The sequence below is a fragment of the Streptomyces zingiberis genome, from assembly GCF_012034935.1.
In the GTDB taxonomy this organism is placed as follows: Bacteria; Actinomycetota; Actinomycetes; order Streptomycetales; family Streptomycetaceae; genus Streptomyces; species Streptomyces zingiberis.
In genome coordinates this window covers 40,030-53,762 of record NZ_JAATEN010000031.1, presented here as the reverse complement: position 1 = coordinate 53,762, position 13,733 = coordinate 40,030, and the positions used below count along the sequence as shown (strand labels likewise).

7 protein-coding genes, 1 tRNA gene and 1 pseudogene are annotated in these 13,733 nt (G+C 73.9%); 3 read left to right on the top strand and 6 right to left on the bottom strand.

Features of this window, described 5'->3' with window-relative positions:
• Positions 1–234: 234 nt before the first annotated feature.
• The 4 genes from HCK00_RS25790 to HCK00_RS25775 form a co-directional block, all read right to left on the bottom strand.
• Entirely contained in the window at positions 235–1,029 is a 795-nt protein-coding gene (locus tag HCK00_RS25790) for a hypothetical protein (protein WP_168104454.1), read from the bottom strand.
• A 142-nt stretch (positions 1,030–1,171) separates the two neighbouring features.
• Positions 1,172–1,954, bottom strand: coding sequence for a hypothetical protein (locus HCK00_RS25785; protein WP_311765491.1), 783 nt, complete (start codon positions 1,952–1,954; stop codon positions 1,172–1,174).
• A complete protein-coding gene (locus tag HCK00_RS25780; RefSeq protein WP_168104453.1) occupies positions 1,899–3,044 on the bottom strand; it encodes a GSCFA domain-containing protein in 1,146 nt (381 codons plus the stop codon). Before HCK00_RS25780 ends, HCK00_RS25785 begins: the two co-directional genes overlap by 56 nt.
• Before the next feature lie 618 nt (positions 3,045–3,662).
• Positions 3,663–6,974, bottom strand: coding sequence for an amidohydrolase family protein (locus HCK00_RS25775; protein WP_375782013.1), 3,312 nt, complete (start codon positions 6,972–6,974; stop codon positions 3,663–3,665).
• Positions 6,975–7,900: 926 nt separating this feature from the next.
• Here HCK00_RS25775 and HCK00_RS25770 point away from each other — a divergent pair.
• From HCK00_RS25770 to HCK00_RS25760, 3 genes are all read left to right on the top strand, one after another.
• Complete coding sequence (locus HCK00_RS25770) at positions 7,901–8,266, top strand: MmcQ/YjbR family DNA-binding protein (protein ID WP_168104452.1); 366 nt, start codon at positions 7,901–7,903, stop codon at positions 8,264–8,266.
• A gap of 361 nt (positions 8,267–8,627) precedes the next feature.
• Positions 8,628–8,701 (top strand) — tRNA-Pro (locus HCK00_RS25765).
• Positions 8,702–9,314: 613 nt separating this feature from the next.
• Entirely contained in the window at positions 9,315–9,620 is a 306-nt protein-coding gene (locus tag HCK00_RS25760) for a hypothetical protein (RefSeq protein WP_168104451.1), read from the top strand.
• A gap of 556 nt (positions 9,621–10,176) precedes the next feature.
• Here the strand turns inward: HCK00_RS25760 and HCK00_RS25755 are convergent.
• Positions 10,177–12,221: pseudogene (locus HCK00_RS25755) on the bottom strand (TerD family protein).
• An 887-nt stretch (positions 12,222–13,108) separates the two neighbouring features.
• Positions 13,109–13,690 carry a rhodanese-like domain-containing protein gene (locus tag HCK00_RS25750; protein ID WP_168104450.1) on the bottom strand — a complete coding sequence of 194 codons (582 nt, stop codon included), beginning with the start codon at positions 13,688–13,690 and terminating at the stop codon, positions 13,109–13,111.
• Positions 13,691–13,733: the final 43 nt, after the last annotated feature.

The following is a 13,733-nucleotide window of genomic DNA, read 5'->3' as shown; positions in this document are numbered from 1 at the left end:
CCCCCCCCCCCCCCCCCCCCCCCGCCCCCCCCCACCCCCCCCCCCCCCCCCCCCCCCGGCCCCCCCGGGGCCCGGGGCGGCGTCACCACCGGCACGTTGATCAGGCCGGCCGGCTCCTCCCGCCGCGCCACGGCGCGGTGCGGGCGGTGGACGTCGCGACGGCCTCCGCGCATCCGGCGCCGATGCGCCCCGGCCGGCCACCGCCTGGGCCGTCAGGGCACCGGCGGCCGCGCGTCACGAGCTCCCGAGCGGTCGCGTCCCGGCCAGTGCCGTGAGGAATCCCTCGGACAGGCGCGCGGCCGGGCCCCCGGCGCCCGGTGCGTGCGGCCCGGCCTGTTCACAGGCACGGACCACCGCTCGTACCTGGGAACCGGGGAGGGTGTCCGCGTAGGCCCCGCCGTCGCCGGTGGCGTAGGCGAGCGCCAGCGCGTCGCCCAGGGCCAGCGCGTGCGCCTCGGCGAAGGCGCGCGCGTTGGCGGTGCTGCTCAGCTCGGCGTACTCGTGACCGTAGGCGTCGGCCTCGGCCGGGGTGCGGCCCCGGGACAGGGCGTAGTCGCGGGCCACCGCGTGGCCCTCGGCGTGGACGCCCGTCCGGTCGTACGCGGCGGCGTGGAGGTGGAGCAGGACCGGATACAGCGCGCTCCGCCAGACCTCCGCTGCGGCCGGCCGGCCCGCCGCCGCCTCGGTGTGCAGAAGGACGAGCGGGGAGATCGGTACCGCCTCCGCGCCGGGCGCCGTCCCGGCGACGAGGGGCAGGACGGTGTGGCGGTGCCAGTCGTGGACCACGGCCGGCCCCGGGCCGCCCACGGACGGACCGCCGACCGTGTCCTTCCCGTACCGCTCCTGGAGCAGCGCGTACAGACGCAGTGCCCATCCGTCGCGGGAGCCGGCCGGCAACGCGTCGTGGAGGGCGGTCGCGACGGGCCACAGCCACGCGGGAGATGCCGGCCCGGGCCTGGACCCGGATGTGGCGTGCGGTGATCTCAGCGCGTTCAGGAACGCCGCCGCCCCGTCGGCCGTGGAAGTCATGCGGTACCGCCCTTCTGTCCCCAGGGGATCGATGATGTGCGCGGAACGGATCAGTGGCCCGGAGGTGTTCCCTGGACGGCGATCCGGCGGCCCGGCGGGCCGGGGCGGGGGAGGGGGCCGGAACGGACGGGACGAGGGCGGATCACAGTCCCCGGTCGAGGAGTTCGGAGACCACGAGGCGGCCGAAGGCGAGGTTGCCGTGGATCGGGTCGTCGGGTTGGCAGAAGGCGGGGCGTTGGTCCCCCGAGCGGTCGGTCACCCGGGCGCGCAGGTCGACGATCTCGACACCGCGTGCGGCGACCTCGTCACGGACGACGTCCTGCGCGGCGTGGAACGCCTGTGCGTCCGCCATGGTGGGGACGCGCTGCGGCGGCATGATCGCCACCACCCGCAGACCGAGCGCGGCCGTGTGGCTGTAGAAGGCGAGCGCGCCGCGGACCATGGCCCGCACCAGGGCCGAGAAGAGCGCGCCGCGCAGGAAGGACTCCGGGAACTCGCCGTGGCGGTCGCGGTGGATGTCCCAGTTCTGCCGGGTGGCCACCGTGTGGACGCTGAACCCGAAGGTGCACACCAGTGGCACCGGCAGCCCGGCGAGCCCTCCGGCGCCCAGGGTGCCGAGGAACTCCCGGTAGAGCCGCTGCCCTTCGGGCGCGCGGAAGCGGATGTCGCTGCTGCTCCTGCTGCCGACGCCGCTGCTCCTGCTGGCGCTGGCGCTGGCGCCGTCGGTGGGATCGGTGGAATCTGTAGGATCGGTGGGTCCGACCGGGTCGAAGAAGGGGCCCAGGAAATCCCGGCCCGAACCGAGCGGCCCGCCCGCGAAGGGCAGTCCGGCGGCCCGCGCGGCCCGGCCGACGCAGGCCGCGTGGGAGTCACCGAGCAGGAGGAACCGGGCGGGGGCCGTAGTAGTCGAGCAGGGCGTCGTCACAGGAGTGGTCCTCTCCGCCGGTGGTGGGGGACGGCTGCGGGGGAGCCTGCGGTGTGCGGGCCGGTTCGCCCCGCAGCGCCCGGAAGAAGTGCCCCATCACGAAGGCCACGCCCTCGGGACGGACGGTACGCAGGTTGTCCTCGAAGAAGCCCCGCCGCTCCCCGGAAGCCGGCCCACCCCGGGTGCCCGACGGCTCCCGGTCACCCGGGGTGGCCGGGAGAGCCACGGGCCCCGGCAGCGCTGTGACGATCTCGTACGACGGGAAGTAGTCGACGCGGTCGTCCTCGTCCGCGAGCTGCCCGGCCGCCGCCCGCAGCACCGACTTCGAGAAGGTGGTCGCGACCAGGGCGTGCCGTCCGGTGGCGGTGGCCGTCAGCGGCACGGGGGAGACCGTGAGGACCGTCCGCAGACCGGGGTTGACGCCGCGGGCCATGGCCAGCGCCTCCGTGAGGTCCTCGTGCACCTGCGCGACCGTGTGGTTGCGCAGGACGTACCGGCCGGGGTCGAAGGAACCACGGACGGTCCCGGGGCACATCGGCAGCACGGTGTCCCGCTCCGTGTCGTGCCAGGCCTCGGTCAGGCCGAGGGTGAAGACGAAGACCTCCGCCTCGGCCAGCGCCGTGCGCAGCGCGGCGAGGGTGACCTCGCGGGAGCGCAGCAGTTCGCCGGGGGAGGCGAACCCGTCCGGCTCCACCGTGGGCCGGTACGGGTCGTGGAAGCGCCCGTCCTCCTCCCAGACCTCCCCCGGGGGCATGCGGGAGCCGAGCGCCCAGGCGATCCACTGGCGGAGCGCGGCGGCGGTGTAGATGTTCCCCGTGCGGAAGGAGAACCGGCGGTAGCCGCGGGCCGACCGCTGTCCGGCGGTCAGTCCCGGGGGTGGCGGCTCCGCGTCGTACCAGTGCATGCCCTCCTCCAGCAGGGCGCGCCCGATGTGGCCGGCGAAGCAGGACCCCGCGGTGATGACGGGCGCGTCCTGCCTGATGGGCCACTTCGGTGTCCACAGATCGGCGATGTCCAGCGGGTCCCGTTCGGCGACCGCGCTGCGCCAGAAGGAGCGCTCCGGCAGGCTCGCATAGGGGTGTGATGCCACGGGGGAGTGCCTCCTCAGGGCTGCCGGGCGGCGGGGCGCGGGCCGGCGGCGGATACGGCGGCGGATACGGCGGCGACGTGCCTGGACGGCGCCCGCAGCGGCGACCGGCACGGGCGCGCGGCCGGGCCGGGGCGGACGCGGCGTACGGGCACCCCGCCGCTCCCCGGCGGCCGGGGGCGGGGCGCCCGGCCCGAGGGTGCCGCGGCCACGGCGGGCAGGTGGCGGGGCGCGCGTCCAGGTGGTCCGCGGTGGGGCAACCCTTCGGCACACGGGGCGTGATGCATGGGTGATGATCAGTCACGGGTCCCGCACATGTCAACACGTGGCTCTCCGTACTGCCCACACGTGGATCCGGGCTGCCCTCCCTGCCTCTCTGCCGTCTCTCGCCGGGCATACGCGCGGATCAGCCCAGCTCAGGAGAGGTGGCCTCCCTCCGGAGGCGGCCCGTCGGCCGGTGAACGACGCCCGCCGGCCGAGGTGCCCCCTCTCTGCGGCCGGGAGCTTGTGGCGGACAGGCCGGTGGTGGCGGGCCGGTGGCGACGGGCCGAACGGCCGGCGGACGACGCGCACGCGGCAACGGCCGGAGTGAGGATCACCGCCCCCGCCCCGGGCCCCCGGTCAGGGTACGAACACCTCCGGGCCCGGGTCGCAGCAGCTGTCGCGGCGGAGTTGACGGGCTACGTCCAGCCAGTCCCCCGAGAGCGGGGTCTCCGCCGGCCGGGCCGCGGAGGCGAACGTCCCGACCAGCTTCTCCTGTTCGAACAGCTCACCGCCGCGGAGTACCGCCACCGTGCGCACCAGGCTGTCGAAGTCGGTGAACGGATCGCCGTCCACGACGGTCAGGTCCGCCAGCTTCCCCGGTTCCACCGTGCCCAGGTCCCGCTCCGCCCCGAACACCCTGGCGGGCAGCGCCGTCGCCGTCCGCAGCGTCCGCGCCACCGACAGCCCGCTCCGGTGCAGCGCCCGCAGCGCCAGATGGAGGTGGAGCCCGACGGGCACCAGCGGCGCGTCCGTGCCCACGGCGACCAGTCCGCCCGCGTCCAGCACCCGCCGGTAGACGGCGGTCTCCCGGTCCAGGGTCCGCAGCTCCGGGCCGGTCGGCGGACGCGACGCCTGCTGGGTGACGACGGCCACGTCCCACGGCGGCATGAGCGCTGTCACCCGCGGGTCGGCGGCCAGGTCCGGGTCGGCGCCCAGCAGCACCAGCGCCGGGAACGGTGTCGCGATCAGGTGGAAGTCGCCGCTCGCGGAGTAGACCTCGGTCACATCACGGTGGGCGTGCCCTGCCGCGGTGGTGGCGCGCCCGTACTCCAGCCGCTGCGTCGCCTGGAGATGGGTGGTCAGGTCCTGACCCAGCTGCACGCCGGGGGTCAGCAGATGGCTGCCGGCGCGCACCCCGAGCCGGTGGTGCGCGAAGTGCGCCGCCTCCCGCATCAGCCAGCCGGGCGCGCGGACGTAGGTCTTGACGAAGTCCCAGTCCAGCGCCTCGGCCCGGGCCAGCGAGCGGCGCAGTCCGGCGCGGGTGCGGTGCGCCCGCCCCATGCTGTACGCCACGCGCGCCCCGTCCAGCAGCTCGCCGGTGGCCAGCAGCCGCGGCCCGGCCAGCGCCCCGGCGGTGATCGCCTCCCGCAGCCGCGCCTGCTCGTAGGCGAAGCCGCCCAGCGAGACGGCGGTGGTGATGCCGTAGGCCAGCTGGGTGGCCGTCTGGCGGCCGCCGTAGGTGCTCTGCCACGGGTGGGTGTGGGAGTCCCACAGGCCGGGCAGTACGGTGCGCTCCGAGGCGTCCACCCGGCGGCGCGCCCGCCGGCCCCCGCGGTGCGGTTCGACGGCGGTGACGCGCCCGTCCCGCACCAGCACGTCCACGTCCTCGCGGACCGTCTCCCCGGTGCCGTCCCAGAACCGCCCCGCGTGCACGACGGCGTCGGTGGACGGCGGGCGCCGGTACTCCAGCGGCATCCGCACCGTGCGCGGCGCGCCGCCGCGTACGCCGAGCAGACGCAGCCGGCCCGAGGAGAGGTAGAGCAGGGTGCGGCCGTCGCCGGACCAGGACGGATGATCGGCCGGCTCGTCGGTGAGACGGCGCGGCTCACCGTCCGGCGAGCCGTCCGGGCCGACGGGCAGCAGCCACAGCGCGGACTCCGCGACCACCGCCATCGAACGGCCGTCCGGGGACCAGACGGGGCCGGCGGCATAGCGATCGGCGAGGGAGAGGTGCGGGGCGAGGGCGTACAGGCGGTCCCCCGCGCCCCCGGTGCCGCGCACTCCGCCGTCCCTGCCTCCGTTGTCCCTGCCTCCGCCGCTCCGTCCGCCTCCTCCGTCCCCTCCGCCGTCGCTCTCCGGCCCGCCGTCCGCCCGGAGGACCCGGATGAGGTTGTAGCCCTCGCGGAACCGCTGGTTGAGCCGGTTGCGGTCGCAGAGGGCGACATACCGGCCGTCCGGGGACCAGCTCGGCCGGCCGGGCAGACCGCCGCCGCCGAGCGGCGCGGCCAGGACGCGCTCCGCACCGCTGCCGAGGTCGGTCACGACGAGGTTGCCGCTCATGTCGAGGGAGGCCAGCCGCGAGCCGTCCGGGGAGAGCGCGGGGAACACCCGGCCGCCGCGGGCGAGCACCGTCTCCGCGCCACCGCGCAGTTCGTGACGGCGGACGGCGTACAGCCCGTCGCGGTCGTCGGCGTACACCAGCGCCGTCCCGTCCGCGGACCAGGACGGCCCCAGCGGGAAGCGGGACGGATCGGCGCGCACCAGCCGGCGCGGCCGGCCACCCGACACGGGGCCCACCCAGAGGGCGTTGAGGGCGGCGAAGGCCACCGACCGCCCGTCGGGCGACAGGGCGGGCAGATGGATGCCGCGCACCGGGCGGGCGCGGTGACCGTCGAGGTCGTACCGCTTCACGCGGTAGCGCGGCCGTTCGACGGGCAGCGTGGCGGCGAACGGAAGCTCCCGGCCGTCACCGTCCGCGCCCGGCCTGAGCAGGCGGAAGCGGCCGTCCACCGTCAGCAGCAGCTCGTCCGGGCCGGTCCAGCGCGGCGGCACGGGCGCCGGGCCACCGCCGACGGGGACCTCCTCGCCGTCCACGACCAGGGTGCAGGAGGCGTCCGGCGCGGGCGTGGTCCGCAGATACGCGAGCCGTCCGGACGAGGAGAGCGCCGGGGTCATGAGCTGGGCGGTGGAGGTGTCGGTGAGCTCCGTGGTCACCGGGCCCCCGCCGTCGGCGGGCACCGAGGCGATGGTGCGGGCGTCGAGCGCGGTCCCGGCGAGACGCGCCCGGACGAAGAGGACCCGCCGTCCGTCGGGCGACCAGACCGGGTCGAAGTCCTCCCACGCCCCGCCCTGGTCCGGGCCCTCCTGCCCGTCCAGCCCGGTGAGAGGGGTCAGCCGGCCGTCCGTCACGTCCACCGTCCAGATCCGGTACGGGGAACCCGCCACCGGGTCGCCACCGCGCTCGGAGGCGAACGCGATCCGCCGGCCGTCCGGTGACCAGGACGGGCCCCGGTCGTCCCACGGGCCGTCGGTGAGCTGCCGCAACCCCGAGCCGTCGGGGCGCAGCAGCCAGATGTGGAAGCCGCCGCCCTGGTAGGCGCAGACGGCGAGCCGCGAGCCGTCCGGTGAGAAGACGGGGCGGGTGGGCTCCAGCAGCGGGTCGGTGAGCGCCCGCGCGGTGCCGCCCCGCCCGGGTTCCGCGGGGACGGACCACAGGACGTTCTGTACCTCCGCGACGAGCCGGCCGCCGTCGGGGGAGAGGGTCCCGGCACCGTTGGTGGCCGCCGTGAACCACAGCGCGGCGTGGCGCGAGGCGGGTCCGGCGGGAGGGACGGAGGTGGCGGGCGCGGTGGGTGCGGCCGGTGCGGCGAGGGCCGGGGTGGCCGGGACGCCGGGCAGCGCGCCGGAGACGGCGGCCCCGGCCGCGGCGGATCCGGCCGCGGCCCGCAGGAAGCGGCGGCGGGAGAGCGGGGGGACACCGGAGGCGGGGCCGGCGGGGCCGGTCTCGTCTGTCGGGTCGCCCCGGTCGCCCCGGTCGCTTCGGTCAGGTGGGCCGGTGGGGGCGTCGGCGGCGGTGAGGGGGGTGGCGGCCGGGGAGGCTGGGGCTGTGCTGTCTGTGCTGTCTGCGGTGTCGGTGGTGTTGGTGGTGTTGGTGGTGTCGGTGGTGTCGGTGGTTAAGAAAACGGTGCCGGTGGCGGCGCCCGTATCCGTGGTGCCGTCCGAGCCGGAGCCGCCGGCGGGGGCGGTGGTGCCGGCGGTGCGGTCACCCTCCGAACTGGCGGTCGATGAGGCGGTGGTGTCCAACGGAAGCTCCCGGGTGTGCGGTGACGGTGGGCTGGCGGCGGAGCGTTGGTGGAACCGGGCGAGTGGAACCGAGCGGGCCGCGCGGAAGCGGGAACAGAGCGGCTACCCCGCGCGACGCACCGGCTTCAGGGCGTCGCGGCGCGTCCGCATCCCCCTTCCCTCCCCTTCCGGAGCCCCTCTGACGCACCTGGCACCCCAGCCGTTCTCCCGGTCTCCGGGACCGACGCTGCGAGGCTCCTTCGGATGGCGCCGGGCCCGCCGGGCCGTCACCGCCCTCGGCGCGCGGGACCGGCGGGCGAATGGCCGAGGGCCGGTCGTTCCCACCCGCGGGGTTTCGAGCGTGACCAGGGACGACGGCGGGACGGCCGGGGATGACGGCGGACATCGTGGAGCTACGGCGGACGGCCAGGGGCGACGGCGGAGAAAGAAAGCCCCCGATGTCAGTGGCTCCCGCTACGGTCGGGGTCCTCCCGGCCCACGGTCTCCGAGCACCGGCTCCGGACCGCGGGCCTTGGTTCAAGGCCGCCGGCGTACCCCGGAAGCGGCCGGCTTCACCGGATCGGAGCGCCGTCATGACCGTCACCGCCGAGGACGTCCGCCGTATCGCCCTGTCCCTGCCGGAGGTGGAGGAGAAACTGGCCTGGGGCATGCCCACCTTCCGGGTGCGCAACAAGATCTTCGTCTCCGTCGCCGACGACGACGGATCGATCGGGGTGAAGTGCCCCGTCGAGGACCGGGCCGAGTTGATCGCCGCGGAGCCGGAGAAGTTCTTCCTGCGGGAAGGGCACGACGACGCCTACGCGTGGCTGCGGGTGCGTCTCGCCGCTCTGGACGACGAGGAGGAACTGCGGGCGATACTCCTCGACTCCTGGCGCCAGGCCGCCCCACGCACCCTCGCGGAGGCCCACCGTGATCTCCGCGTGCCCACCACGGACTGATCACCCGGCCCGGCGGGCGGGGCCAGCCCGGCACCGGGCCGGGCGGTCCGTGGTCCCACTCCGGTGCGTGAGAAGGTCCGGCCGTCACCCTGCGCCGTCCGGATTTCACCGGATTGCGCCCACCCGCCCGAGAGTGGAGCCGGGCAGCTTGAGCGCCGACCGACGTGTGCCAGGCCCCGTCCGCCTGCCTGGTGGTCCGGTCGCCGCCGACTGGCCGACGGCGCGGCCCGGGCCCCTTCGCGCGTTTCACGGCTCCCCGCCACGGCCTACCGGAACGGAGTGGCAGACCACCCCACCAGGTGCGGTATTGTTTCTCGTGCGCGGTCGGCGAGGGGAGAGCCCCAGGCCGCACCGGCAGCACCGGGACGTGGCGCAGCTTGGTAGCGCACTTGACTGGGGGTCAAGGGGTCGCAGGTTCAAATCCTGTCGTCCCGACGGTGCTCAGAGGCCCCTTGGGATCTTCCCAAGGGGCCTCTGGCATCAGCAGGTGACATCAACGTACCGGCTCAGGTCCCGCCCGGCGCCTCCGGAGTCCGGTTCTCCCTCTCCCCTCCTGCTCGTCCGGCGCAAGGCGTCGTCCATATGCTTTGCGGCGGGCTTGAGTGTCGTGTCCATGATTTGGACGTACGGGTCCAGCGCCTTGGTGATCGTGGCGTGACCGAGCGTTTCCGTGATGGTCCGGGCGGCGCCTCCCTGCGCGAGAAGCAGGGGCACACAGGTGTGCCGCGGACCCGCACCCGGCGGACGTGCCTGCTCCCGCGCACCACCGGTGACATCGCCTCCGCCACGCTCAAGGGTCTGGGGCGCCGATCGTCAGAGGTGACGACGGCAGCAACCTGTGGAGCACGGTCGTCCATCCCGCCCGGGCCTTCCTCGCCGCCGTACTGCGTTGGCCGACGTACAACCGCCGTCGTCCGGCACTGCCGGATGGCCGGACATTGCAGGTCAGAGGGGTCCACTGTCCCGGACAAGTCCCGGACAGCTCATGCCTTGCCTCGAGCGGTTCGGCTGTCCAGGCTTGCCACATCTTCAAACGAAAGGCAGACAGATGCGCATTCGTCCTGCTCTCGCCGCCGCAGCCCTGGCAGCAGCACTCGCTGTCGGTGCCGCCGGCGTACCCGCACAAGCGGCTGATGCCGGCAAGGGCATCCGAACCACCTCCGGCTCGGCGCTCGCAGGCGCTACCGCCTCGCAGGCCGCCGCAAGGACCTGGCAGCCGACCGGGGAGTACTACCGGACGAAGACGACCTGCACGGCTGACGCGAGCTACTACCTGAGCGCCAGCAATGTGTACGGATACCGGTGCATTCAGATGGACACGAACCTCTGGCGAGGCGAGGTCTACGCCGACTGACAACCTGTGCTTCGACGGTGGGCGATGGTGGCCCGCCCCTCCGGGTGGGCCACCATGGTGTGGACATGGCTCTTGTGCCGCTCACGTGCAGTGAACCGGACGGCTCGCAGGTTTCGAATCCCGTCGTTCCAACGGTGCGGGATGCTCGCTGGCAGGGGAGAGAATTCTCCAGCTCAGCGGGTTTCAAGGACCGCATGGGAGCCGGCGTCCGCCGGCCTGCCCGCAGGTGAGCGCTCAGCGCGGCTCTGGCACGGTCGGTCGCCCGGCGATCCGGATGGAGGGAGCCGTGAGTCGTGGCGGAGGGAGCCGTGCCCGGCGATCACGCGCAGAAGGCACAGCGGACCTTCATGCCGGCTTGGTGTGACGGGCTCGTGTCCGCACCGTGGTCGGTGAGTCAGCTTGCCCACAACCTCATCCGCGCGGGCGGCCCGCACAGAACGCGGAAGAGTGGGCGAGGGGGCCGTCCCGGGCACCGCCGGTCCGGCAGCGGGTGAGACGGCCCCTCGGGTGGTGCCGGAATTCCGGCACCACCCGAGGGGCCGGGCCTGGACACTGGTCAGCCGGCAGCGGACGCTTCCGCCGTCGGCTGCCCCCTGCGGGGCTGTCGGCGTTCCACGTGGGTGACGACATGGGTGTGGAAGCGGTCCACGGCGTCGTCGACGCTGCGGATGAAGCCTGACTCCGTGTTGCCCCGCGTGCTGCCCATCCCCTTGAAGAGGGAAAGCCGGAAGCCGGTGATGCGTGCCCCGTCCTTCGGCAGGAGATCGGCGGGCTCGGGGCGCAACCGTTCGAGGGTTCCGCGCGGACCGCCACCGGCCCCCTCGACGAGGGTCTCGACGTGGAGGTCGGCCGGGGCCTCCCCGAGCTGCCGGATCAGCCGCTTGACCCAGGTGAGGGGGTACCCCTGTTCGGGCGCGGCGACGTCGATCGACGTCCGCACCTTGCCGGTTCGCAGGTCGGCGACGACGGCCAGGATGCCGGGCGTGCCGTCGATGCGGAGTTCGGCGCTCAGCCGACCGTCGTCGCAGAAGCGGTCGGCGAGGGCGGCACGGCGGGTGTGGGCGTCCGTACCGCGTTTCGCGCGCTGCACCGGCAGAACCTTCTGCCCAAGTTCGCCGCCGAGGCGCAGGCAGACCTGGCGTACGAGCCGTTCCCAGCTCTCCACCACCTCGACGGCGCGCCGGTCGCCGCGGCACAGCGTCTCATCCTCGATGCCGCGCCGTGCCGGTACCCAGGCGGGGCCCATGTTCTGGAAACCGTGGCAGCCGGAATTCTCGTGGCGGAGATAGTGGAGGAGCTCTTGGAGGAGCCACGCGTGGGCGGCGTGGCCGACCCCTTCATGGCGGATCAGCATCTGCGCCTGGTGCGTAACCTCGGCCCAGGACAGGTGCCCGAGCATGACCTTGTTCCTTCGCCGCTTGTCGATCTTCACGTCGACCAGTGGTCGGCCTTCCAGCTCCACGTCGTTGGAGAGCGTGATCACCGCCTCGTATCCGCGCCGGGCCGCTATGTCTGCGTAGTCCTGGACCTGCTCGGACCGCAGGGGATTGCCGTTGGTCTTTGTCTCCACCAGGGCGGTCCAGAGCTTTCCCGCTCGCTCGATCCGGATGATGCCGTCCGGACGCCGGGGTGTGTCCCCGTGCGGCAGCGAAACTCGGTGAAGGTCTCCATCCGCCCTGCCGGCGCGCCGAACACCGCGGTGAGACGGCGGCCGAACTCCGGTACCTGGGCCATCACCGACAGGAGGACCGACGTCGCCCGCATTTCCCGCTCCCGGTCGCTCTTGAGGGACGGAGCGGGAAAGAGCCTGGCTTGCCGCCATGTCTCACTCTCGGCCAGCGACTTTCGGGTCGTGCGGGGAAGAGTCACCTTCTTCTTGGCCGTCCGGGGGCCGCGTTTCCGCACTCCGGGGGCCGCCTCGTTCGCCGGCTTGGCTGGACCGGCCGTGAGGCTTCCGGCGGTCGGTGTCTCGGTCGTGGTGACGTGGGGTGCCGGAGTCCGCTCGGCCGGGGCGCCGGGCTCTCCCTGCGAATCCTCCTCGGGGCCGTCCTCGGGCCGGTCGTCCACATCGATGCCGAAGTCCGTGGCCAGGCCGGCGAGTCCGGTTTCGTAACCTTGACCGACGGCTCGGAACTTCCATTCCCCGCTCCGCCGGTAGAGCTCGCCGAAGATGAAGGCGCTCTCCGTCCCCGCGTCGGCGATGGAGAACCCGAGGAGAGGGTCGCCCGACGGGTCGGCGATCGTCATCCGCAGGTCGTCCAGTTGACCGAACCGTGCGCCACCGTAGCGGCTCGCCGCCACGACGACCCGTTCCACGGCTGGTGGCATGGCGCTCAGGTCCAGCGTGATGCGATCTTCGCTTCCGTCCGCGGTCGGGGCCTTGCCCAGCAGTTGTACGCTCCCGTCGACCGCGGTGGGATTGTTGTAGAAGAAGAAATCCCCGTCGCTGCGGACCTTGCCGTTCTCGTCCAGCAGGAGCACCGACACGTCGGCGTCACCGTCACCTGTCGCGCTGCACCAGGACAGGCCCACGACCACGGAGCCAACCTCCTCGACCAGCGAGGAGAGCCCCACGTTGGCGCCCTTGACCAATTCCAGCATGTCGCCCCCCAGCGAACCGGCCGGCGCGGCGCCCTCGGCGGGCGGCCCGGTCGGCAAGTAGATGTACCACGCACCTTGCGGTTCAAGGGTGAACTTTAGCGTCGATGCGCGTGTTGCGGTATTTACCCGGGTGATGTTGGTGCGCGACCTTACGGCCCGTCAATCTGCGGCTCGCGCGCGTTCTTCGGGGGCGGCCCCTCGGTTTCGTCCAGGGCGCCTCGTGGGCCGAGCGGTATCGCGGCCGGTATCCCGTCTGTCGGAACCCGTTCCCGCCGGCTTTCGCCTCCTGGTCCGTGGGCAGCGTCGGGTCGAGTTGTGAGGGGCGGGAGGGGGCGCGCCGGGTGACGGTGGCGGACTCGGCCTCTTTCCGTGAGACGCCCCGGGTGTCCCGCCTGGCCCGGGCGGACACCTCCACCGCAGGTCGCCACCGCGGTCTGGTCACCTGCCGCAGCGGGCAGCGGGTGACGAGGCCGCGGCATATTTACCGCGATGCCGAGAGAGGACGGCCCGCCAGAACCGGCACCACAGCGGCAAGGGGTACTCCAGCAGCACGAAACTGCCCATGGCCAGTGTTGAACCATGCGAACCCCGGTGAGGCGCGGCCACGGGAGTGTGGCGCGGTCAGGCCCGCCCGTGTACATGGCGACTATGCCGACCGCGCCGAATGGAGCGCCGGCCGACACTGGGCCGGCGCAAGCATGGCCGGTCATGCCCGCGTTGGAGGTGGCGACGGCGCCGTCAGGGGCGATCCACCGACGTCGGGAGGGCGCAGTGCGACCCCGGCCGGCGGCGCCTGGGGGAGTACGGGGCGGAGGGGACCGGTGCTGCTGGTCGCCCCGGCCGGCGGGCCCCTTTCCTCTCGGCCGCCGGCGCGCCTGCCGCGGTGGTCACCGCTTGTCGGCGAGCCGGGCGACGGCCCGGTGCGGATCGAACTCCTCGGTGCGGTTCCACGGCATCTTCGACAGCGCCACGCCCATCGCGCAGGTGTTGGATATCGCGGCGAAGACCAGCCCACCGCCGACGAACGCCGACAACGCCTGCGTTCCGGGCACGAAGAAGCTGCCCACCGCGCCGGCCAGGACCAGGGAGCCGGCGACCAGGCGCACCTGGCGCTCCAGGTCCCAGCTCTGCCGGCCGCGGGTCACCGGGGCCCCGGCCTTCTCCCAGGCGGTGATCCCACCGGAGAGAACGGCCAGGCCGGGCAGTCCGGCCTCGGCGAGGGCCCGCTCGGCCTGGCCGGCCCGCTGCCCCGACCGGCACACCAGCACCACATCCGGGTCCAGATGTCCGGTCAGCTCGGCCCGGTGCTCGCGGAGGGTGTCCAGCGGGACGTTGTAGGAGCCGGGGATGTGCGCCGCTTCGAACTCGGTGGGCGTGCGCACGTCCAGCACCCGTGGCGGGGCGGTCGAGGCGAGCGCGGTGCGCAGCTCGTCGGTGGTCAGGCCGCGGGCGGCGGTCGAGGCGGTCATGGGGGCGTCCTGCCTTTCACGGTGTGGGTCTGATCTGGTCATT